The 21,875-nt window shown below is 29.2% G+C and carries 23 protein-coding genes and 2 riboswitches; of the genes, 18 read left to right on the top strand and 5 right to left on the bottom strand.

Annotated elements, in window-relative coordinates; all coding sequences use genetic code 11:
* Positions 1-97 precede the first annotated feature (97 nt).
* Positions 98-988 (top strand): diacylglycerol/lipid kinase family protein, encoded by an 891-nt coding sequence (locus U8307_RS07825; protein WP_326906727.1) that lies wholly within the window; start codon positions 98-100, stop codon positions 986-988.
* Positions 989-1,034: 46 nt separating this feature from the next.
* On the opposite strand, the gene U8307_RS07830 is transcribed toward U8307_RS07825, so the two are convergent.
* On the bottom strand, positions 1,035-1,727 hold the full coding sequence (locus U8307_RS07830) for a 5'-methylthioadenosine/adenosylhomocysteine nucleosidase (protein ID WP_326906729.1): 693 nt from the start codon (positions 1,725-1,727) through the stop codon (positions 1,035-1,037).
* A gap of 169 nt (positions 1,728-1,896) precedes the next feature.
* Here U8307_RS07830 and U8307_RS07835 point away from each other — a divergent pair, with 169 nt between their 5' ends.
* The 6 genes from U8307_RS07835 to U8307_RS07860 all read left to right on the top strand — a co-directional run bounded on the left by U8307_RS07835 (position 1,897) and on the right by U8307_RS07860 (position 8,078).
* Positions 1,897-2,145, top strand: a complete 249-nt coding sequence (locus U8307_RS07835) for a GIY-YIG nuclease family protein (protein ID WP_326906731.1) — start codon at positions 1,897-1,899, stop codon at positions 2,143-2,145.
* 62 nt (positions 2,146-2,207) lie between these two features.
* The gene (locus U8307_RS07840) at positions 2,208-3,032 is read left to right on the top strand and encodes a DegV family protein (protein WP_326906733.1); all 825 of its coding nucleotides are present in this window, start codon (positions 2,208-2,210) and stop codon (positions 3,030-3,032) included.
* Positions 3,033-3,143: 111 nt separating this feature from the next.
* Complete coding sequence (locus U8307_RS07845) at positions 3,144-4,007, top strand: nitroreductase family protein (protein WP_326906735.1); 864 nt, start codon at positions 3,144-3,146, stop codon at positions 4,005-4,007.
* Positions 4,008-4,108: 101 nt separating this feature from the next.
* Positions 4,109-5,017: a D-2-hydroxyacid dehydrogenase gene (locus tag U8307_RS07850; RefSeq protein WP_326906738.1), complete on the top strand. Its 909-nt coding sequence runs from the start codon at positions 4,109-4,111 to the stop codon at positions 5,015-5,017.
* Positions 5,018-5,046: 29 nt separating this feature from the next.
* A complete protein-coding gene (locus tag U8307_RS07855; RefSeq protein WP_326906739.1) occupies positions 5,047-6,069 on the top strand; it encodes a DmpA family aminopeptidase in 1,023 nt (340 codons plus the stop codon).
* Between the two features lie 17 nt (positions 6,070-6,086).
* Positions 6,087-8,078 carry an LTA synthase family protein gene (locus U8307_RS07860; protein ID WP_442985513.1) on the top strand — a complete coding sequence of 664 codons (1,992 nt, stop codon included), beginning with the start codon at positions 6,087-6,089 and terminating at the stop codon, positions 8,076-8,078.
* Here the strand turns inward: U8307_RS07860 and U8307_RS07865 are convergent.
* Positions 8,064-8,927, bottom strand: coding sequence for a hypothetical protein (locus tag U8307_RS07865; RefSeq protein ID WP_326906743.1), 864 nt, complete (start codon positions 8,925-8,927; stop codon positions 8,064-8,066). The genes U8307_RS07860 and U8307_RS07865 overlap by 15 nt on opposite strands.
* Positions 8,928-9,223: 296 nt before the next feature.
* On the opposite strand from U8307_RS07865, the gene U8307_RS07870 reads away from it, so the two are divergent.
* Entirely contained in the window at positions 9,224-9,448 is a 225-nt protein-coding gene (locus U8307_RS07870) for a glutaredoxin family protein (RefSeq protein WP_326906746.1), read from the top strand.
* Between the two features lie 51 nt (positions 9,449-9,499).
* The gene (locus U8307_RS07875; RefSeq protein WP_326906748.1) at positions 9,500-10,567 is read left to right on the top strand and encodes a 1-aminocyclopropane-1-carboxylate deaminase/D-cysteine desulfhydrase; all 1,068 of its coding nucleotides are present in this window, start codon (positions 9,500-9,502) and stop codon (positions 10,565-10,567) included.
* 242 nt (positions 10,568-10,809) lie between these two features.
* Here U8307_RS07875 and U8307_RS07880 read toward each other — a convergent pair whose 3' ends face one another.
* On the bottom strand, positions 10,810-10,995 hold the full coding sequence (locus tag U8307_RS07880) for a DUF1858 domain-containing protein (protein WP_326906750.1): 186 nt from the start codon (positions 10,993-10,995) through the stop codon (positions 10,810-10,812).
* A gap of 259 nt (positions 10,996-11,254) precedes the next feature.
* On the opposite strand from U8307_RS07880, the gene U8307_RS07885 reads away from it, so the two are divergent.
* From U8307_RS07885 to U8307_RS07925, 9 genes are all read left to right on the top strand, one after another.
* Positions 11,255-12,196 carry a hypothetical protein gene (locus U8307_RS07885; protein WP_326906752.1) on the top strand — a complete coding sequence of 314 codons (942 nt, stop codon included), beginning with the start codon at positions 11,255-11,257 and terminating at the stop codon, positions 12,194-12,196.
* A 38-nt stretch (positions 12,197-12,234) separates the two neighbouring features.
* A riboswitch (ZMP/ZTP riboswitch) is annotated at positions 12,235-12,318 on the top strand.
* 50 nt (positions 12,319-12,368) lie between these two features.
* A complete protein-coding gene (pflB, locus tag U8307_RS07890) occupies positions 12,369-14,603 on the top strand; it encodes a formate C-acetyltransferase (RefSeq protein ID WP_326911570.1) in 2,235 nt (744 codons plus the stop codon).
* 7 nt (positions 14,604-14,610) lie between these two features.
* Complete coding sequence (gene pflA, locus U8307_RS07895) at positions 14,611-15,342, top strand: pyruvate formate-lyase-activating protein (protein WP_326906754.1); 732 nt, start codon at positions 14,611-14,613, stop codon at positions 15,340-15,342.
* A gap of 96 nt (positions 15,343-15,438) precedes the next feature.
* Positions 15,439-16,629: an aldo/keto reductase gene (locus U8307_RS07900; protein ID WP_326906755.1), complete on the top strand. Its 1,191-nt coding sequence runs from the start codon at positions 15,439-15,441 to the stop codon at positions 16,627-16,629.
* 119 nt (positions 16,630-16,748) lie between these two features.
* Positions 16,749-16,850, top strand: a riboswitch (SAM riboswitch).
* Between the two features lie 73 nt (positions 16,851-16,923).
* Positions 16,924-17,394: a YbaK/EbsC family protein gene (locus tag U8307_RS07905; RefSeq protein WP_326906757.1), complete on the top strand. Its 471-nt coding sequence runs from the start codon at positions 16,924-16,926 to the stop codon at positions 17,392-17,394.
* Between the two features lie 100 nt (positions 17,395-17,494).
* Complete coding sequence (locus tag U8307_RS07910; RefSeq protein WP_326911571.1) at positions 17,495-18,505, top strand: methionine ABC transporter ATP-binding protein; 1,011 nt, start codon at positions 17,495-17,497, stop codon at positions 18,503-18,505.
* Positions 18,495-19,160, top strand: a complete 666-nt coding sequence (locus U8307_RS07915) for a methionine ABC transporter permease (RefSeq protein ID WP_326906759.1) — start codon at positions 18,495-18,497, stop codon at positions 19,158-19,160. Before U8307_RS07910 ends, U8307_RS07915 begins: the two co-directional genes overlap by 11 nt.
* A 51-nt stretch (positions 19,161-19,211) precedes the next feature.
* Positions 19,212-20,096 carry a MetQ/NlpA family ABC transporter substrate-binding protein gene (locus U8307_RS07920; RefSeq protein WP_326906761.1) on the top strand — a complete coding sequence of 295 codons (885 nt, stop codon included), beginning with the start codon at positions 19,212-19,214 and terminating at the stop codon, positions 20,094-20,096.
* A 141-nt stretch (positions 20,097-20,237) separates the two neighbouring features.
* Positions 20,238-20,993, top strand: a complete 756-nt coding sequence (locus tag U8307_RS07925; RefSeq protein WP_326906763.1) for a tRNA threonylcarbamoyladenosine dehydratase — start codon at positions 20,238-20,240, stop codon at positions 20,991-20,993.
* A gap of 80 nt (positions 20,994-21,073) precedes the next feature.
* On the opposite strand, the gene U8307_RS07930 is transcribed toward U8307_RS07925, so the two are convergent.
* The gene (locus U8307_RS07930; RefSeq protein ID WP_326906765.1) at positions 21,074-21,211 is read right to left on the bottom strand and encodes an LDCC motif putative metal-binding protein; all 138 of its coding nucleotides are present in this window, start codon (positions 21,209-21,211) and stop codon (positions 21,074-21,076) included.
* Between the two features lie 93 nt (positions 21,212-21,304).
* Entirely contained in the window at positions 21,305-21,865 is a 561-nt protein-coding gene (locus U8307_RS07935; RefSeq protein WP_326906767.1) for an NADPH-dependent FMN reductase, read from the bottom strand.
* Between the last annotated feature and the right edge of the window lie 10 nt (positions 21,866-21,875).

Below are 21,875 nucleotides of genomic sequence, written 5' to 3' on the forward strand. Positions count from 1 at the left end.
TATAGTTGATAAAATAAACCTTACTTGGTATAATATTAATATGTATGTAATTGTTTTAAAGAAATACAGAAATTATGTTTCTAATAAGGATGGATAAATGAAAAGATATCTAGTAATATACAATCCTTCTTCTGGCAAGGAATTAGCAGCACAAAGAATATTTCAAGCATCGAGAATTGTATTGGAAAAGGAAGAGACAGAGTTTACATTTTTCGCCACAAAGAAAAAAGGAGATGCAGAAACTACTGCGTTTAGAGGGTGCAATGATGGCTATGACTTAATTATATCCTGCGGAGGAGACGGTACTGCACGAGAAGTAGTAAACGGAATAATGAAAAGTGGTAGTAAGAGTAAATTAGCAATAATGCCAGCAGGTACTGTAAATGATTTTGCAGAACAGCTGAATATACCTAAGAGTCCCATTGATTTTGCTAATCTTATTATTAAAGGAAATTATAAATCAATAGATGTAGGTAAAATAAATGAAGCTTATTTTCTAAACGTAGCTGGGGGAGGAGCTTTTACAAATATACCTCATAATGTTACCATAGAAGCAAAAACACTTTTAGGAAAGTATGCATATTATTTTCAGGCAGCAATTGATGTTCCAGGTCAATTAGAGAAAACGTACAATATAAAGTATACAATAGATGGTGAAGAGTTAAATGTTAATACTTTATTATTTCTTATTGTTAATACATCTGGAGCAGGAGGTTTTAAGAGTTTATGTCCTAAAGCAAAAATAGATGATGGACTTTTGGATTTAGTAGTATTTGAGAAGACAAATAATTCCGACTTACTTCAAATACTTACAAAAGTTTTTAATGGACAGCATATTAATCATCAAAAGGTCCATTACTTGCAGGGAAAGAATATAATAATAAATTCAGACAAGAAATTAACAATAGATACTGATGGAGATTTAGGAGGCTATGCACCAGCTGAAATAACATCTATTCAAAAAGCTATAGACATATTAGTTCCGTAGGGGACGCATTGTGTATGCGTCCCATGTTTTGCATATAATGCAAAAACTATATCATTTTCAAATAATTGTCGATTAATTCTATTGATTTTTTAGCAGCTCTTTGTACAAAAACTGGGAAATCCATATTAGCTGAACCATCTGCCTTATCTGACATTGCTCTCACTATACAAAAATCAATGTTATTCAAATAACAAACATGACCTATAGCTGCACCTTCCATTTCTGCACATAAGGCATCAAAATGATTTATTATATAATCTTTTTGTTTTGTATTACATATAAACTGATCTCCAGACGCAATAGTTCCAACATAAACATTTGTATTTTCTATATTGTTAGCAGCATCTTTTATCTTTTCAACTAAACTTTTCTTACATGGTATTTTTATCAAATTCAATCCTGAAATTAAACCAATAGGATCTCCTACTCCGGATGTGTCAAAATCATGTTGTACAACATAATCTGATATAACTAAATCTCCAATGTCCAACTTATTATTTAAACTACCTGCAACACCAGTGTTTATAATAACATTGGGGGAATATCTTAATATCATAGTTTGAGCACAAACTGCTGCATGAACTTTTCCAATGCCACACTTAGCAACTATTACTTCTTTGTCGTGAATTGTTCCTTGAAAATATGTAACACTGCTTATTTTTTCTTGAGTAATATTTTTCATTGAATCTTTTATTTCAGCTATTTCTACATCCATAGCTCCAATTATACCGATTTTCATGAGAACTTCCTCCATAATTAATAAAAACATTTTAATATAGAATATATTTAATGTCAATAACAATGAAAATGACTTTTGGATTAATAAATAGAAGATTAATATTAATTCTTAAATAATAATTAAAGATGTGGTAATATATATAGTATAATAGCAATTAAAGGGGACGAAAATGTTTTATACATATATTATAGAATGTAGTGATGGCTCTTTATACACTGGATATACAAATGATTTAGATAAGAGAATAATGACACATAATGAAAAAAAGGGAGCTAAATATACCAGAGGAAGAGTTCCGGTAGTATTGAAATATTATGAAGAATTCAACAATAAACAAGATGCTATGAAAAGGGAATCAGAAATAAAAAAGTTAAATAGAAAGAAAAAAGAAGAACTGATAAATTTTGATAAAATATAAATTTTGTTTGTATAAAATACTTATATTTGCTATAATATAGAAAAAGTTTAGGAGTGAGTTATATGGATAATAATTTAATCACAGATAGTTGTGTTGATTTTAATGATGATACTGAAAACACTCAAAGGGTTCCTTTTAAAATATTAATAGATGAAGATGAGATTGTTGATGAAGATTTAAATATTATTGACTTAATAGCAAAAATGAAAAGCAGTCATAATCATATTAAAACTGCTTGCCCTTCTCCAGATGATTTTATTAAGAGATTTAAGGAAAATAAAAATAATTTTGTAGTTACAATATCTAGTCAACTTAGTGGTTCTTATAATAGTGCTATGTTAGCTGTTGAAATTATGAAAGAAAAGTTTCCAGAAAGTTTTATCCATGTTTTTGATTCAAAAACTGCTTCTGCAGGAGAAACATTAATTGCTTTAAAGGTTAAGCAATTAATAGAAGAAAAGTTAAGCACCTTAGATATAATTGAAAATACTAATAAGTATATATCTAAACTTAGGACCTTATTTGTTTTAAATTCACTTGATAATCTTGCTAAAAATGGTAGGATAACCAATTTTAAGGCAATTCTTGCAAATATACTGCATATTGTTCCTATAATGGGCGAAGATGGACAAGGGAAAATTGTATTAAAGGAACAAGTTAGAGGTAAAAAGAAGGCTTTTAGTAGAATGATCGAAATGATAGGTGAATATAACATTAATTTTGAAGAAACAATTCTTGCTATAACTCACGTGAATTGTTTAGAAAAGGCTGAGCGATTAAGAGATGAAATAAAAGCGAAATATCCTTTTAAAGATATAAAAATTTTTAGAGCTGGTGGTTTAAGTACAGTGTATGCAGATGATGGTGGTATAGTTATAGCTTTTTAATCATATAAATTACGTATAATCAATTTACATTAATAATAAGTAAATTTTTCTGTTAAAATATCATAATATTGGGTATAAATAGGGAAAGATTAAAATTAATGGAGGGAATAAATGGATTATCGTAATATTATACCAAAAATTAAATCAATAAGAAATTACAAAGAAACATCTGTCAATTCAGAAATACTCGAAGAATTAAAAAAGTTCTATAAAAATGATAGAAATTTAATTAAGGATATTGAAATTGACATAATAATAAAGAACAACGAAGAAGTATATGAAAAAACAAAAGATGATGCTGGTTATAATGAATATATGATTAAAGCACCTCATTATTTGATAATTCTTTCAGAGGATAAAGAGCACTATATTGAAAATACTGGATATGTAGGCCAAAATATCATGTTAAAGGCGCATGAATTAGGTGTAGGATCATGTTGGATAACCTTTAAAGACGGAGAAAAGCTAAAAAGGAAATTAAATATTCAATCAGATAAGAAATTCACAGGCTTTATATCACTAGGATATGACGATAATAAAAATAAAGTCGTATATGAAAATGTATCAGAATATAATCCTTCAAGGGCTGAAGTCGATATAGTTGAAGATAATACTTCCCCAAGACGTGCTCTAAGAGATTTTGTATATATGAAAAAATGGGGAGAAAATGCAGAGGCGGATGAGTTAATAAACAGAGGTTTATTTAATGGATTAAATATGGCAAGGCTGGCTCCATCATCTAGAAATAGACAGCCTTGGAGATTTATAGTTGATGATGATGTTTTAGTATTGGCTCTGCAATCAGATTCATATATTGATAAGTATGAAGAAAAAATAGATGCTGGTATAGTAATGCTTTATTTTGAAGTAATTATAGACAGCACAATATTTGATTTATCGTGGCAGTTAGGTAAGCCAAATAAGAAATATGATATACCTGAGGACTTTACAATAGTTGGATATTGCAACGTTTAATCTGAGAAATTTGATATTGGGCGCTGAGCGCCCAATTTTTAAATATTTATTAAATTTACTTCAATGAATTAATAAATTCAAGTATAGAAGGGAGAAAAATAATGAAAGTAATAGTAACGAAATCATACTACGAAGTACTTGCTAAAAATTTTCCAGAAATTGAATTTTACTTAACTACTGAAGAATGTATTGAAGCCGATGCAATAATTGGTGAGCCAAGTGATATTAATGTAGAGTTTTTGGATAAACATCCAAATTTAAGGTGGGTACAGTCAATACGAGCAGGCTATGATAACATTGATATGAATTATATTAGAAAACGAAATATTATTTTTACTAATGGAAAAGATATATACAGTGTTCCAATTGCTGAAGATGTAGTTTGCAAAATATTGATGCATAATACTAATGCAATTAAATATTTAGAAAACAAAAGAAATAAAGAATGGAATTTTGTAAAAAACAGAAGAGAATTTTATGGTCAAACTGTTGGAATTATAGGCACAGGATCCATCGCTACAGAAATTGCAAAAAGGCTTCAAGGGTTCGGAGTAAAATTATTAGGTTATAAAAGAAATCCAGTTTCTACAATGGCATATTTTGATGAAATATATGATGGTAAAAAAGGATTAGAACATGTATTATCAAACAGCGATTATATAATAATTACAGTTGATTTAAATAAGGGTACGTTCCATATGATTAACAAAGATAATTTGAAGTTATTGAAAAAAAGTGCATCAATAATTAATATAGCTAGAGGAAGTATTATAAATCAGCAAGATTTAACCGAAGCATTAAGAAATAATGATATAAGTTATGCAGGATTAGATGTATTTGAAACAGAACCACTTCCGTTAGAGGATGAACTTTGGAATTTTGAAAATGTTTATATTACACCTCATGCATCTGGAGTTGTAATAAATAATATAGATAGGATAAATGAATTAGTAGTTGGTAATGTTAGAAGATTTATGAATAATGAACCTTTAGCATACATAGTGAAATAATAGCTGTATAATGACGGAGGAATGTAAAATTGGGATTAAATAATGATAGTGGTATAGTTATAGGAAAGATGAAGAAAGGTTCAAAGAACTTAATTACAGATGTTGAAGGAATAAAAGTTGGTCATGTTACTTTAGACGATGGAAACATAAAAACTGGCGTGACTGCAATATTACCCCATGAAGGAAATATATATAAAGAAAAGGTAATGGCATCATCATATGTAATTAATGGATTTGGAAAGAGTATAGGAATTCTTCAAATTGAAGAACTTGGAAATATAGAAACTCCAATTATAATGACTAACACGTTAAGTATTGGAACGGCAACTAATGCTTTAACAAAATATATGTTAGCTCAAAACAAAGATATAGGAAGTACTACAGGTACTGTAAATTGTGTTGTAACAGAATGTAATGATGGTAAATTAAATGATATTAGAGGACTACATGTTAGAGAAGAGCATGTTTTTGAGGCTATTAGAAATGCAGATTATGTGTTCGAAGAAGGTGCAGTTGGTTCTGGAACTGGAATGAGTTGTTATGGTTTAAAAGGTGGTATTGGTTCATCTTCTAGAGTTATTGAACTTGACAATAAAGAATATACATTAGGTGCTCTTGTTATGTCTAATTTTGGCTCAATTCAGGATTTAAATATAAATGGAGATAAAATTGGAGAAAGAATAGCAGACACCATAAAGGTGGAAGAAGATAAGGGTTCCATTATTATAATTTTGGCTATGGATATTCCTTTAAATGAGAGACAATTAAAAAGAGTTGCAAAACGTTCAGTAATTGGGTTAGGGAGAACTGGTTCGCATTTAGGAAATGGTAGTGGTGATATTTGTATTGCTTTTACTACATCAAATAAAATAAAACATTATTGCGATACAAATATACTCGAAATGAAAATGGTTGATGATAGTATAATAGATAAAATTTTTAGAGCTGCAATTGAGTCTGTGGAGGAAGCTGTAATTAGCTCATTATTTCATGCTGACACTACTGTAGGGTTAAATGGATTTACTAGAAAGAGTTTGAAAGGATATTTATAAAAAAAGTGAATATGACATTGAATGCAAAATTAAAAAAACAACTAACTTTGTTGTTTTTCCCTATATTAATTATATATTATGAAATAGTCCTCAAGGTATCAATTTTTGGGGATATATTTAATGCTGGATTATTAAATATGATTATGTTTTCTATACCAATAGGATTAGTTTTATATATTATTTCAACAAGTTTTGGGGTAAGAACAAATAAAATAATAATGATTTTATTTGTTTTATTCTTGACTTTTTACTATGAAGCTGAATACATTTATTTTAAAATTTTCTCAACATTTGCTTCTCTTTACTTTTTTATAGGGGCAGGAAAAGCTACACAATTTTCTGATGTATTATTTAATGCAATATATAAGAATTTATTTCAAATTATCATACTATTATTACCTTTGATTTTAATTGTAATTTTTTATAAAAAGGTTACTTTAAATAAGTCAAATAAAATTTTTAAATTAAAATTATTAGGAATTGCATTTATAATTCATATTTTTGTAATTGGTATAATTCAAACATCAAATGGTGGATCTTTAAATTCTAAGTATCTGTATTCTGAAACATTTATTATAGATAAATCTATTAATAGATTTGGTCTTTTAACTACTGGAAGACTAGACATGAAAAATATTTTATCAAGCTATAATTATAAGCCTCATAGTAATATAGCAAAAATAAATAATGAAAACAATAATGAACTTTCTAAAGAATCTTTAGCTAAAAAAGAAGCTAAAGTTGAAGAAAATTCAAATGTTGAACACAAAGAAGCAAAATATAACTTAACTAATATATCTTTAGATAAATTAGCTGAAAATGAGACAAGTGCTGAAATAAAAGATATGCATCAATATTTTAGTAATATTAAACCGACAAATGAAAATGAATATACAGGCATGTTTAAAGGGAAAAATTTAATTTTAATAACAGCAGAAGGATTTTCACCTTATGCTATTAATAAAGATATAACACCTACCTTGTATAAGATGCAGGAAGAAGGATTTAAATTTACAGAATTTTATACTCCTTTATGGGGAGTAAGTACATCTGATGGGGAATATGTAATATGTACTGGAATTCTGCCTAAGTCTGGAATATGGAGCTTTTACCGTTCTGCTCAAAACTATATGCCTTACTGTTTGGGTAACCAGCTAAATAATTTAGGTTACACTTCTTATGCATATCACAATCATTATTTTGATTATTATTTTAGGGATAAATCACACCCTAATATGGGATATTCATATAAAGGTCTTGGTAATGGGCTTAATGTTACTGAAACTTGGCCTGAATCAGATCTTGAAATGATAGATTTGACAGTACCTGAATTTATAGATACACAGCCATTTCATGTTTATTACATGACAGTAAGTGGACACCTTCAATATAATTTTGAAGGGAATTATATATCGTATAAGAATAAAGAAGTGGTAGATAATCTTGATTATTCTGAAAATGTTAAAGCATATTTATCTTGCAATATTGAACTTGATAAAGCAATGGAATCACTAATATATAATTTAGAACAAGCTGGGATAGCGGAAGATACTTTAATTGCCATCAGTCCGGACCATTATCCATACGGTTTAAGTAATGACCAAATTAGTGAATTAGCAGGACATCAAGTAGAATCAGAGTATGAATTATATAAAAGTGTTTTTTTGTTATGGTCAAAAGATATGAAAGCTGAAACTATTGACAAACCTTGTTCAAGTTTAGATATATTACCTACAATATCAAATTTAATGGGATTAAATTATGATTCAAGATTATTAATGGGCAGAGATATTTTTTCTGACTCAGAGCCATTAGTAATATTTTCAAACAGAAGTTGGATTACTGATAAAGTATATTATAATGCTGAAACTGAAGAAATAAAAGTAAGAGAAGGCTTTGAAACTAATTATGAATATATAGATAGAATTTCAGCAGAAGTAAAAAATCGTTTTAAGTACTCTGCTGAAATATTGGAGAATGATTATTATAGATTGTTATTTGATGATTAAGTTATGTTGACAGCTAGATGGGCATTGGGTATATGTAGAATTATTTATACAATTTGAATTAAATTTAATATTAAAAAAGTCTTCGGATTTAAGATAGTCTTTATTTTTTAAGGAAACTTTAAATCCGATTCTCTTTATCTCGGAAGGCTGTAGACTGCCAATATCCCATTTAAGAACTGTTTTTTTATCAAAAGTATATACGTTTTTAGGTTCGATGTTTGATGAATCAGCAATAAATTCTAAATCTTCATCAAGGATACACCTGACATATACACTTCTAGCCATGTCATATTGCCCTGTTTCACAATAGATATAAAATTTAGTACTTCCTCCTAAATCAATTTTGTCATCTTCACATTTTACTGATAATTCATAATCGTATGTTTCTGAAACAGTGCTAAATGAGTGGACAAAATTATCATTAATTAAATGTCCATTAAAATGTAGTTTACTTTCATGAGATATTTTTTCTCCTGAATTTTCAATTCCATTCTCAGTATATTTATCATATAATGCAACATCAAGGCTAATAATATTTTCTGAGTTTGGGGACAAAATAAAATTGTTAGCAAAAATAATTACATTGTTGTTTTCGGTTTTTGGATTTGGCTCGATGATTTTTACTGCTTCATGCAATAAGTTGTCTGGCCCAGAATATTGCATATTTTTCAAATAACGAATACCATTGCCTAGAGTTGCAGTAAAAGAACATAGCTTAGAATTATCAGTTGGATTATTTAATTTTATATGTATTTTGTATGTTTTTAAAGGTATAAATACTGAATTTGGAATCCCTGCTCCTTTTAAAATTTTTTTAGGAGTTTCTATAGAAATAGTGCATTCTTTCATTTGATTTCATTCCTTTCATACTTCATATATGATGAGTTATAATGATGTACTTAAACATTCGCACAATCTATACTATTCTTATTTATAATATTTGTGATTTATAATATTTATCTAAAATAAAAAAAATATGGAGTTTCAGGTGGATTTATGTTAAAATATTGCATATATTTACTAAAAAATTGTGACTACTGATAAGATATTGGTTATCGTTTTAGGTTTTCAGGTAAAATCATATTTATCGGTTTGTTGGAACAAGTGATATGAAATAATAAAATTAAATAATTCAGGAGGAAACTATGCCAAAAATAAAAATTTTTTCAAGTAACACATGTTCAAATTGTATAGCTGCAAAAGAATATTTTAAAGAAAAAGGTCTTGAATATGAAGAAAAGAATGTTTCAATTGACCCAGAAGCAAAAAAGGAACTAATATCAATGGGTTACATGGGAGTACCTATAATTTTTATTGATGATGAAGTTATACAAGGATTTAATAGAAGTAAATTAGAAGAGATTTTATAACATTGAAGTAATTGTGCAGCAATTCAAGGATTTTTTTGATTGGAGGAAATCATGAAACTAGAGGATTTACAAAGAATAGAAACAGGTTTTTACAATACGCCAATTCATAAGTTAGAAAACATAAGTAAAAAATATGGAATTAATTTATACATAAAAAGAGATGATATGACAGGATTTGCTTTAGGTGGTAATAAATTAAGAAAATTAGATTACTTATTAAAGGATGCATTAGATAAAGATTGCAAGGTGCTTCTTACCTATGGTGGACCTCAAACTAATCATGGAAGACTTACGGCAGCAGTTGCTGCCAAATTTGGATTAAAATGTGGTATTATAATGGATGGACCAGCCCCTAAGAAAGCATCAGGAAATCTTATTCTTGATAAGATGATGGGAGCAGATTTATTTTTTATGGATGATACGTCCTTTAAAAATGAATCAAAGGAAGTATATACAGATAAATATAAAAAACTTTTAGATAAAACAACTAATGAAGTTATTAAGATGTATGAAGACCAGGGAAATAAAGTTTATCTTATTCCTGTAGGAGGAAGTTCTCCTGTTGGGGCAGCTGGTTATGTTATGGCAGCAAAAGAAATTAAAGACCAATTAAAAGAAATGGATATTAAAATGGATTATGTGTTTTCTGGTTTTGGGTCTACAGGAACTTATGGAGGGTTATATCTTGGTTCAAAATATTTTGATGCAGGATTTACCCCTATAGGTGTATCGGTTTCCCACAAAAATGATTCTGAAATGCAGGAAAAAATTGAATACATCAAAGAAACTAATGAATTTTTAGAATTAGGCGTTGAAGTTACCATGGATGATATGTGGGTGGAAACTGGATATGTTGGAATAAGCTATAATGTTCCTGATCCTGTTACAAGAAAGTATGTATATGATATGGCTAAAGAAGAGGCTATAATTCTTGATCCTTGCTATACAGGTAAAACATTTAGAGGAATAATAGAGATGATTGAATCTGGAAAAATTTCTAAGGATAAAAATATTATGCTTCTACATACTGGAGGAGCTCCTGGAATATTCTCAGAGGGTCATTCGGAAGCTATGCAGGAGGAATTGTGGGGTAATCCTCAAAAAGAGTTTACTCTTTAATTTTGAAAACTAGTAATATTAAGTAAAATGTATTAAAAATTTACATACTATAAAATAAAAAAAGGTAAACACTATTACTATCAAGCAAACTAATTTAACAGCTGTTATATTGTTGCTTTTTAAATATAAAACCGGCATTTAATGCCGGTTTTTGTCTGTTAACAAACCGCAGTTTTGTCACCCTGTGTAGAGAAGAATCTCATATGCGGTTATTGTTGTTTTTTTGTTTTGCTATACGAAGTTTATTTATTTAAAGCAGCCATTAAATCATCAATTTTCATGCCGTGAACTGCAGCTGCTTCTTCTAATGTTTCCATCTGTGAACTTGGACATCCTACACAACCCATACCGTGTGACATTAATATCTCTGCAGCATCAGGTCTAGCTCTTAAAACTTCACTAATAGTCATATCTTTTGTAATTGCCATCGGTTTCCTCCTTATTTATAGTTACAAAAACTTTGTATATATAATTATACATTAAGGGTATGTGATATTCAATTAATTTTATAAAAAAAACATAATATTTTAATAAAAAAAAGCTAACGTTATCATTTGCTATAATGCTAAAAACTGTTTGAATCAAAGTATATATTGTGATATAATTTTTTTAAAATATAAGAAAATTAATTATATATATTTAAGACTTCTATAATCTTTTTAGCAGTAATACGAAGGAGAGTCTAATATGTACCAAAAATATAATGATAAAATTAGCAATATAAAAGAATGTTTACAAAAGAAAAATAAATTATCAGGGCTTCTTAAACAAACTGAGCAGGACTTAATTCATGAGAAGTTACAATTAAATAAATTATCAAATGCGTTAAAAAAGGAGAATAAGGATGTATTAAAACTAGAGACAGCTAGTATTGCTTCTTTATTTTATACTGTTTTAGGAAATAAAGAAGAACAGTTAGAAAAAGAGAAACAAGAAGCTTTGAAAGTCAAGTTGAAATATGATCAAAGCAGGCATAATGTAGATTTTTTATTTAATGAAACTAAAAGGATAGTTGATGAACTGTCAAAAATAGATGTATGTGAAAAAGATTATGAGGATTTAATAAATAAAAAGTTAGAAAGTATATATTCTGAAGATAAAGATTTAAGTGAAGAGATTAAAGATTTAATAAAACGTAAAGAAAATATAAATGCTAATATTAAAGAAATAGATGAAGCTATTAAAGCTGGAGAAGATGCTCTTCATTCTGTAGAAAATACAATTAAAGAGCTTGAAAAATCAGAAAATTGGGGAGTATGGGATATGTTAGGCGGAGGAATGCTTACTACAATGGTAAAGCATAGTCATATAGACGAAGCGCGATATCATGGTGAAGAAACCCAAAGGTTTTTAGGTAAATTCAAAAGAGAAATATCGGATATTAATATGGCTGTTACAAACTTTTCAATTGATGTTGGGTCTTTTGAAACATTTGCTGATTACTTTTTTGATGGACTTATTTTTGATTGGGTCGTACAATCTGAAATATGTAAGTCATTAGACTGTGCTAAGAATATTAAGAATCAAGTTGATAAAGCTATGTCAAAACTTTATGAGGAAAAAGTGACAGAAGAGTTTATGTTACACCAATTAAGCGAAAAGATAAATAATATGATTGAAAAAGCATAAGATTATATTGACAATATAGAAGGTTTAATGTACTATAGACATAATCACATGACTGGCGGAATTGTGGAGTTACCACGAGGGAGTGTGAATTAAATTATAAGTCGACCGCCTGGGCTATGCTCAGGTGGTTTTTTAATACCCCTGAGTAATTAATACTTAGGAGGAAGAAATGATAAGAGAAGAATGGAAAGGTTTTAATTTAGAAAACTGGACTAAAGAAATTGATGTTAGAGAATTTATTCAAAAAAACTATGTACCTTATAAAGGAGATTGTAATTTTCTATGTAAACCAACTATTAGAACAAAAAAACTATTTGCTATGGCTTCAGAATTAATGAAAAAAGAATTAGAAAATGGTGTATCAGATGTTGATACCGTGCACATATCAGGAATCGATAATTTTGAAGCAGGATATCTTGATAAGGAAAATGAAATTATCGTTGGATTTCAAACGGATGCACCATTAAAGAGAATGATAAATCCATTTGGTGGCATAAGGATGGTAGAACAGTCTTTAGAAGCTTATGGATATAATATGTCTGAAAATTTGAGAGACGTTTTTTATAAATATAGAAAAACTCATAATCAAGGAGTTTTCGATGTATATACCCCAGAAATTAAAATTGCAAGAAGTGTTGGGTTACTAACAGGATTACCTGATGCTTATGGCAGAGGAAGAATAATAGGGGACTTTAGAAGGATTGCACTTTATGGAATAGATTTTTTAATAATAAAAAAACAAGAAGAATATGAAAATATTACATTACTAATGACAGAAGAAAACATTAGGGCAAGAGAAGAAATTAAAGAGCAAATAAAGGCACTTAAAGAAATGAAATCAATGGCTAAAAAATATGGTATTGATATTTCACAACCATCAAGAAGTGCTTTAGAAGCGGTACAGGCTATTTACTTTGGCTATTTGTCAGGAGTTAAGGAAAATAATGGTGCAGCTATGTCTTTAGGTAGAGTAAGCACTTTTATTGATATATATATAGAAAGAGATTTAAAAAACGAAATAATTACTGAAATAGAAGCTCAAGAAATTATAGATCAATTTGTGTTAAAATTAAGAATGATTCGTCATTTAAGAACACCTGAATACAATGAATTGTTTGCAGGAGATCCAAATTGGGTAACAGAATCTCTGGGAGGCATGGGCGTAGATAAAAGAACGTTAGTTACTAAAACAACATTTAGATTTTTGCATACTTTAACTAATTTATCATCAGCCCCAGAGCCTAACATGACTGTATTATGGTCAAATAATCTTCCTGAAAACTTTAAAAAGTACTGCACTAAAATGTCAATAGAAACATCAGCAATACAATATGAAAATGATGATATTATGAGACCAATATATGGAGATGATTATGGTATTGCTTGTTGTGTATCTGCTATGCGCCTTGGAAAAGATATGCAGTTTTTTGGAGCAAGATGCAATCTAGCAAAATCACTGTTAATGGCTATTAATGGAGGAATAGATGAGATAAAGAAGGTAAAGGTAATAGAAAATATAGAAAAAATTAATATTAATTCAGAAACTTTGCAATATGAAGAAGTTCTGAATAATTATAAAAAGGTATTAACATATGTTGCTGAACTTTATGTTAATACTATGAACATTATTCATTATATGCACGACAAATACGCTTATGAAGCAGGTCTTATGGCATTACACGATTATAATGTAGGAAGACTTATGGCTTTTGGAGTAGCTGGACTTTCTATCGTTGCAGATTCATTAAGCGCAATTAAATTTGCTAAGGTTATGCCTATTTATGATGAAGATGGTATAGCAGTAGATTTTAATGTTGATGGTGATTTCCCTATGTATGGTAATGATGATGACCGTGTTGATAATATTGCTGAAGAAGTATTGGAGTTTTTCTCTACTGAGTTGAAGAAACATAAAACATATAGAAATGCTAAGCATACTCTTTCAGTATTAACTATTACATCAAATGTTGTATATGGTAAAAAAACAGGTTCTACACCTGACGGTAGGAAATCTGGAGAACCATTTGCTCCAGGAGCAAATCCAATGAATGGTAGAGATAAAAGCGGTATACTTGCTTCACTTAATTCAGTTGCTAAATTAAAATATAAAAATATATGTGAAGATGGAATTTCTAATACGTTTACAGTAGTACCAGAAACTTTAGGAAAATTAGATAGGCATAGAGTAGATAATCTTGTAAATATATTAGATGGATATTTTGTTCAAAAAGCTCATCATATAAATGTTAATGTTTTAAATAAAGATACATTATATGAGGCTATGGAAAATCCAGACAAATATCCCAATTTAACAATTCGTGTATCTGGCTATGCAGTTAACTTTAATAGATTAACTCGTGAACAACAAATGGATGTCATTAGTAGAACATTCCATGATAAAATGTAGGCATATTATGACAAGTGGATTTATACATTCAATAGAAACATTAGGAACATTAGACGGTCCAGGAATTCGTATGGTTGTTTTTCTTCAAGGATGCAAATTAAGATGTATCTACTGTCACAATCCGGATACATGGAATACACTGAAGACTGTATATAGCGCATCTCCTATGGAAATAGTTGAAAAAACTAAAAGATATAAACCATATTTTAAATTTAATAATGGTGGTATAACTTTTTCAGGAGGTGAGCCCTTATTACAACCCGAATTTTTGCTAGAATGTCTTAAGAGATGTAAAGAGGAGGGAATACACACAGTTATTGATACTGCTGGTGTTGGTTTTGGAGATTATAAAGAAATATTAAAATATACAGATCTTGTTATTTTAGATATTAAGCATTCACAACCAAATAAATATAAAAAAATTACTAACATGGATATTGATAACTATCATGAATTTAAAGAAGCAGTAATAAAAAACAAAAATAAAATTTGGCTTAAGCAAGTTGTAACACCTGGAGTTAATGATAATTATGTCGATATGAAGGAGTTTGAAAAAGAAGTAAATACTTTTCCTCAAAATATGGTTAAAAAAGTAGAGCTTTTGCCGTATCATACACTAGGTGTACAGAAATATGAAAGATTGAACATAAAATATAAATTAAAAGATGTGTTACCCTTATCTAAAGAAAAACTAGATGAATTAAAAACATTTTTGATAATTGAAAAATTAGTTAGATAAATATTAAGTAAATAATATAGTTTATGTATTAGGGTATTCAGTTTTTTAACAATGTAGTATAATCTTATATATAAAATATTTTGGAGACTGAATTATATGATAACAAAAGTTAATATAAAGAATGGGGATAAACTTTCTATTTTAGGTTTTGGGTGTATGAGATTACCAACTAAAGGTGGCGTTATAGATGAGGCTAGATCAATATCTATGATACACGATGCCATAGAAAAAGGTGTTAATTATTTTGATACAGCTTACTTTTATCATGCAGGACAAAGTGAATCATTGTTAGGAAAAGCATTATTAGGAGGTTATCGTGAGAGAGTTAAAGTAGCAACAAAATTGCCTCCATATATGGTAAAAAGTTTGGATAATGCAAAAAAAGTGATGTCAACACAACTAGCAAAATTGCAGACAAACTATATTGATTATTATCTGCTTCATATGCTTACAGATAAAGCAATGTTTGACAAAATGGTATCTTTAGGTGTAATGGATTGGTTAGAAGAATTAAAACTTAATAAAATAATTAACAATATAGGATTTTCATTTCATGGTAGTAAGCTGGATTTTGAATTGATATTAAAAGCGTATCCATGGGATTTTTGTCAAATTCAATATAATTACCTAGATGAAAATAATCAAGTTACAAAAGCTGGATTACAATTGGCAGGGACATTAGGTATTCCTATTATTGTTATGGAGCCATTACGTGGTGGAAAATTGGTAAATAATTTACCTAAAGAAGTTATAGATACATTTAATAGTTACGATTCAGAAAGAACACCTGCTGAATGGGCATTGAGATGGATATGGAATCACACTGAAGTAAATGTTGTATTGTCAGGTATGAGCAGTGAAATACAAGTAACAGAAAATATTAAAACAGCAGGAGATGCAAAAGCTAATTCATTTACAAAAGAAGAACTTGTAGTTTTTGAAAAAGTAAAATCTATTATGATGGACAAGATAAAAATACATTGTACAGGTTGTGGGTATTGCATGCCTTGTCCTCATGGTGTAAATATACCTGGATGTTTCTCTAGCTATAATGATAAGTATTTATTAAATGATAAATTATATCGTTGGAAGTATGCTCAAACTTTAGGTGCATTTTCTGCTAAGCCTTCCTTTGCATCACTATGCAAAGAGTGTGGAAAATGCGAAAATCATTGTCCTCAAAATATAGCTATCAGAAAGGAATTAAAAAAAGTTAACAATGAAATGGAAGGTATATTATTTAAATCACTACTTAATATCATAAGAAAAATTTTAAAAATAAGATAATGTTTTAAGTTATATTACCATAAATTAGTTAAATAACTCACTTTTTTAGAATTTCAAAAATAAATGTTGACAAAATTATATATATGTTATAAAGTAATCACTAACAATTGAATATTAACTTCTTATCTAGAGAGACGGAGGGATCGGCCCGTTGAAGTCTCGGCAACCTGCATTTTGCAAGGTGCTAATTCCGACAAAGATTATACTTTGGAAGATGAGGAGATGGTTTAGTAATTTACCCTCTCTTCTGAGAGGGTTTTATTATTTTAAATATTATTTTTAGGAGGTTGACGAATGTCTATAGATTTGGTAAGAGAATATTTAAAACAATTTAATAAGGACAATGACATTTTGGAAATGGACGAATCTACAGCAACAGTAGAATTAGCTGCACAAGCATTAGGAACAGAAGGAGCAAGAATTGCAAAATCTTTATCATTTCAAAATAAAGATGGAGCTATGATTATTGTAGTAGCAGGAGATGCCAAAGTTGACAATAAAAAGTTTAAGGAAGAGTTTGGATTTAAAGCTAGGATGCTTTCTTCAGATGATACAGTTAAGTTTACAGGTCATGCTGTAGGAGGTGTATGTCCCTTTGCTCTTCCAGGGAATATCAATGTCTATCTTGATGAGTCAATGAAAAGATTTAAAACTATGTTTCCTGCTTGTGGAAGTAGCAATTCAGCAATAGAGCTTACTTTAGAGGAATTAGAAAAATTATCAAAAAGCAAAAAATGGGTTGATGTATGTAAAAATTGGGGATGATATATGATATTGTTTGGAAACAAGGTAAAATTTATTTACCCACCAAGACAAAGAGGAAGGGAATCAGCTTCAACATATACAAATTAAGGAGGTGGGGATTATTACTCCATTAATACAAATAAAAGATTTAGGAAAAGAATACATAAGCCAAGGTAATACTGTAACTGCTCTTTCAGGAATCAACATTAATATTAACAAAGGTGATATTTATGGGATAATAGGTATGAGTGGTGCAGGAAAAAGTACTTTGGTAAGATGTATAAATTTTTTGGAAAAGCCTACAAAAGGTACTGTAATAATAGAAAATGAGGATTTATCAGTATTAAATGATAAGAAATTAAGAAATGTAAGACAAGAAATAGGAATGATTTTTCAACAATTTAATTTGTTGATGCAAAGAACTGTAGAGGATAATATTTGTTTTCCTCTAGAAATAAGTGGTGTAAATAAAAAAGAAGGAAGAAAAAGAGCAAAAGAATTATTAGAAATAGTTGGACTTTTAGATAAAAGAAAGGCATATCCATCGCAGCTTAGTGGTGGACAAAAGCAAAGAGTGGCAATCGCTAGAGCCCTTGCTACTAATCCAAAAATCTTACTTTGTGATGAAGCAACAAGTGCATTAGACCCTACTACTACCCGTTCAATTCTTTCCTTATTGAAGGATATAAATAAAAAATTAGGAATTACAATAATTATAATTACTCATGAAATGTCAGTAGTTGAAGAAATATGTGATTATGTGGCAATTATTGATAATGGTTATTTAGCAGAAGAGGGATTAGTAGAAAGTGTTTTTTCAAACCCAAAGACAGATGCCGCTAAAAAACTAGTATACCATAGTAATTCTGCAGTTGTGGAAATGAAAGGAAAGAGATGTATACGTATAGTATTTGATGGTAAATCTTCATTTGAACCAGTTATAGCTAATATGGTACTAGAATGTAGAGCTCAAGTAAATATTTTATTTGCCGATACTAAGGATATTAAAGGTAAAGCCTTTGGACAAATGGTGTTGCAGTTACCTGAAGATGACTTTCTAGCAGATAAAATTATAAATTTTTTAAAAGATAAAAAAGTTATAGTTGAGGAGTTGATAGATTATGTTAACTGATGGAATAATAAATGAAATAATAACTGGCACCATTGACACATTATATATGACATCCTTCTCTACTATTTTTGCATATTTGTTTGCTTTTCCTTTAGGGATTGCTTTAGTTGTAACAAAGAAGGACGGGTTGTATCCTTTGGTTTCAATTAATAGAGTATTAGATTTTATAGTTAACATTGGTCGTTCAATACCTTTTATTATATTAATACTTTTGGTAATACCAATTACAAAATTAATAGCTGGCAAAAGCTATGGTGCTACTGCAACAATAGTACCTCTTGTAATTGCTGCAATACCTTTTATAGCAAGATTAATAGAATCCTCATTGCAAGAGGTTGATCATGGAGTTGTTGAAGCAGCACAAAGTATGGGTGCTTCAATTTCAGAAATTATATTTAAAGTGCTAATACCGGAAGCAAAAACATCTTTGATAGTAAATGCTGTTATTGCAGCAGGTACAATAATAGGTTATTCAGCAATGGCAGGTGCTGTTGGTGGTGGAGGACTAGGTGATATTGCTATTAGGTATGGATATGAAAGATATAAAGCTGATGTTATGATTATAACAGTTGTATTATTGATTATTATTATGCAACTATTACAAATTATAGGTACTCAAATTGCAATTAAAACAGATAAAAGAAATATTAGATAAACATATGAATGTTGTAAATAATTTAGGATTAAAATTAAAGGAGAAAATGATATGAAAAAGTTTAGTAAAATATTAATAATAGGATTAGTAGTTATATTATCGTTAGGAATATTAGTAGCTTGTCAAGGTAATGAAGAAACACCAGAAAAAGATACTCCAGTTGAAGAAACACCTGATAAGGATAATTCAACTGAAGAAACAAGTAATGGTGGTACTATAAAAGTTGCGGCTTCACCTACACCACATGCAGAAATATTAGCTCAAGCTAAATCACTTTTAGCTGAACAAGGATATGAGTTAGAAATAGTTGAATATTCTGATTATGTACAACCAAATTTAGTTGTGGATAGTGGAGAATTAGACGCAAACTTTTTCCAGCACAAGCCATACTTAGATGACTTTAATGCAGGAAATGGAACTGAAATAGTATCTGTTGCTCCAATACACTATGAACCTCTTGCAATATATGCAGGAACATCCACAGACTTAACCAATATATCTGAGGGCGCTTCAATAGCTGTTCCTAATGATACTACAAATGAAGCAAGGGCTCTATTGTTGTTAGAAACGAATGGGTTAATTAAAATTAAAGAAGGTGCAGGACTATTAGCTACCAAAAATGATATCATTGAAAATCCTTACAATATTGAAATCGTAGAATTGAAAGCTGCACAAGTTTCAAGAGTTATAGAAGAAGTAGATTTTGTAGTATTAAATGGAAATTATGCTATTTCTGCAGGACTTAAAGTAGAAGATGCTGTGGCTAAAGAAGAACAAGATTCAGAAGCTGCACAAACATATGCAAATATATTATGTGTGAAATCAGGAGATGAAGATAGAGAAGATATTAAAGCATTAGTAGAAGTTTTAAAAAGTGGAGAAATAAAACAATTTATTGCTGATACTTATGAAGGAGCAGTTATAGCAATAGACTAATTAAAGTTTAATAAAAAAAAGTAACACCCAGGTATTGTTAAGAACATACTTGGGTGTTATTATAATATTAAATTAATTTTAAGTTTATGGTGAATACTAATATAAATTATAAACTTAAAAATATTCGAAAGGAAAGGTTTTATGCAAAATGAATTTTCAAGGACACAACTATTATTAGGCGAAGAAGCCATGAAAAAGCTAAAAGAATCTACTGTTGCAATATTTGGCATTGGTGGTGTTGGTTCTTATGTTACAGAGGCTTTAGTTAGAAGTGGTATAGGCAAATTTGTTTTATTTGATGATGATAAAGTATGTCTAACGAATATAAATAGACAACTAATTGCTACAAGAAAAACTATTGGAAGAAAAAAAGTTGAAGTTATGGCTGAAAGAATATTAGATATAAATCCAAATGCTGAAGTTATCACAAATGCATGTTTTTATATGCCTGAAAATGCAGATGATTACGATTTGACTAAATACGATTATATTGTTGATGCTATAGATACAGTAACGGCTAAAATAGAATTGATAATGAGATCTAAAACTAATAATATACCTATTATAAGTAGCATGGGTGCAGGTAATAAGTTAAATCCAACACAATTAGAAGTTGCAGATATATATAAAACTTCAGTTTGTCCTTTAGCTAGGGTAATGAGACAAGAACTAAAAAAACGAGGGATAAAAAAATTAAAGGTTGTTTATTCAAAAGAGCAACCATTAAAACCAAATGATAATATGAATCCTAGTTGTAAAACTAATTGTGTATGTCCACCAGGAACAACTAGAAAATGTACAGATAAAAGAGCAATTCCTGGTAGTGTTTCCTTCGTACCATCTGTGGCAGGACTTATTATAGCTAGTGAAGTAATTAAAGATTTAGTTGCTGAGTAAATAAATTATATAATGGGTAAATAATAAAAGCACTCAATATTTTTAAATTGAAAATATTAAGTGCTTATTTTATTAAATTATTAATTTTTATTTTTTTTAGTATTGTCATCATTTCTGTTTAATCCACAACAATCTAATTTTTCATTTCCAAAAGATTTATTATTTTCTTCTGCGAGTTTTTTAATAAAGTTATTGTAAATTTTTTTTAATTTATTCAAAATATCCTCCTAAGTTTATATTTATATTACATATTTTAACCAAATATTATGAAGATTATATGAAGAATAAATAGGAATTTTCAAATAACTTTATTATTTACTTCGTACAGTTTTCAAGGCATTACTCCAAGATATAACTTGTTCAAGTAATATACTTATTTCTTCTTCGTGTCTAGGGTCAGGTTTGAATTCGCTCATATTCACAAAATCAGTGAATAGTGACAGCATAACTTGAGCACGAACATCCGCCATTTGAAGTTCTCCTGCTATTTGTCTTAAATGTTCTACAGCACGAGCTCCACCAGCACTACCATAACTAACGAAACCAGCTGCTTTGTTATTCCACTCAGCAGCTAAAAAATCAATTGCATTTTTTAATGCTCCAGGAACACTATGATTATATTCTGCAGTTACAAATATGTAACCATCAAATTCATTAATTTTAGATGACCATATTTTAGTATGATTTTTAGAATACTGTTGCATTCCCGCTGGTAATGGTTCATCATAAAGTGGTAAATTGTAATCTGCAACATCAATTAATTCAAACTCTGCATCTTTTCTATTTTTTGAAAGATTATAAACCCACTTTCCAACTGATTCTCCAATACGTCCAGGTCGCGTGCTACCTATAATTATTGCTATTTTAATCATAATTCCTCCT

The sequence above is a fragment of the Sedimentibacter sp. MB31-C6 genome, from assembly GCF_035934735.1.
In the GTDB taxonomy this organism is placed as follows: domain Bacteria; phylum Bacillota; class Clostridia; order Tissierellales; family Sedimentibacteraceae; genus Sedimentibacter.

Bases quoted from the DNA above. Each gene is read 5' to 3' on its own strand.
- U8307_RS07825 (WP_326906727.1), top strand. From the start codon at position 98: ATGAAAAGATATCTAGTAATATACAATCCTTCTTCTGGCAAGGAATTA.
- U8307_RS07830 (WP_326906729.1), bottom strand. From the start codon at position 1,727: ATGAAAATCGGTATAATTGGAGCTATGGATGTAGAAATAGCTGAAATA.
- U8307_RS07835 (WP_326906731.1), top strand. From the start codon at position 1,897: ATGTTTTATACATATATTATAGAATGTAGTGATGGCTCTTTATACACT.
- U8307_RS07840 (WP_326906733.1), top strand. From the start codon at position 2,208: ATGGATAATAATTTAATCACAGATAGTTGTGTTGATTTTAATGATGAT.
- U8307_RS07845 (WP_326906735.1), top strand. From the start codon at position 3,144: ATGGATTATCGTAATATTATACCAAAAATTAAATCAATAAGAAATTAC.
- U8307_RS07850 (WP_326906738.1), top strand. From the start codon at position 4,109: ATGAAAGTAATAGTAACGAAATCATACTACGAAGTACTTGCTAAAAAT.
- U8307_RS07865 (WP_326906743.1), bottom strand. From the start codon at position 8,927: ATGAAAGAATGCACTATTTCTATAGAAACTCCTAAAAAAATTTTAAAA.
- U8307_RS07870 (WP_326906746.1), top strand. From the start codon at position 9,224: ATGCCAAAAATAAAAATTTTTTCAAGTAACACATGTTCAAATTGTATA.
- U8307_RS07875 (WP_326906748.1), top strand. From the start codon at position 9,500: ATGAAACTAGAGGATTTACAAAGAATAGAAACAGGTTTTTACAATACG.
- U8307_RS07880 (WP_326906750.1), bottom strand. From the start codon at position 10,995: ATGGCAATTACAAAAGATATGACTATTAGTGAAGTTTTAAGAGCTAGA.
- U8307_RS07885 (WP_326906752.1), top strand. From the start codon at position 11,255: ATGTACCAAAAATATAATGATAAAATTAGCAATATAAAAGAATGTTTA.
- pflA (WP_326906754.1), top strand. From the start codon at position 14,611: ATGACAAGTGGATTTATACATTCAATAGAAACATTAGGAACATTAGAC.
- U8307_RS07900 (WP_326906755.1), top strand. From the start codon at position 15,439: ATGATAACAAAAGTTAATATAAAGAATGGGGATAAACTTTCTATTTTA.
- U8307_RS07905 (WP_326906757.1), top strand. From the start codon at position 16,924: ATGTCTATAGATTTGGTAAGAGAATATTTAAAACAATTTAATAAGGAC.
- U8307_RS07915 (WP_326906759.1), top strand. From the start codon at position 18,495: ATGTTAACTGATGGAATAATAAATGAAATAATAACTGGCACCATTGAC.
- U8307_RS07920 (WP_326906761.1), top strand. From the start codon at position 19,212: ATGAAAAAGTTTAGTAAAATATTAATAATAGGATTAGTAGTTATATTA.
- U8307_RS07925 (WP_326906763.1), top strand. From the start codon at position 20,238: ATGCAAAATGAATTTTCAAGGACACAACTATTATTAGGCGAAGAAGCC.
- U8307_RS07935 (WP_326906767.1), bottom strand. From the start codon at position 21,865: ATGATTAAAATAGCAATAATTATAGGTAGCACGCGACCTGGACGTATT.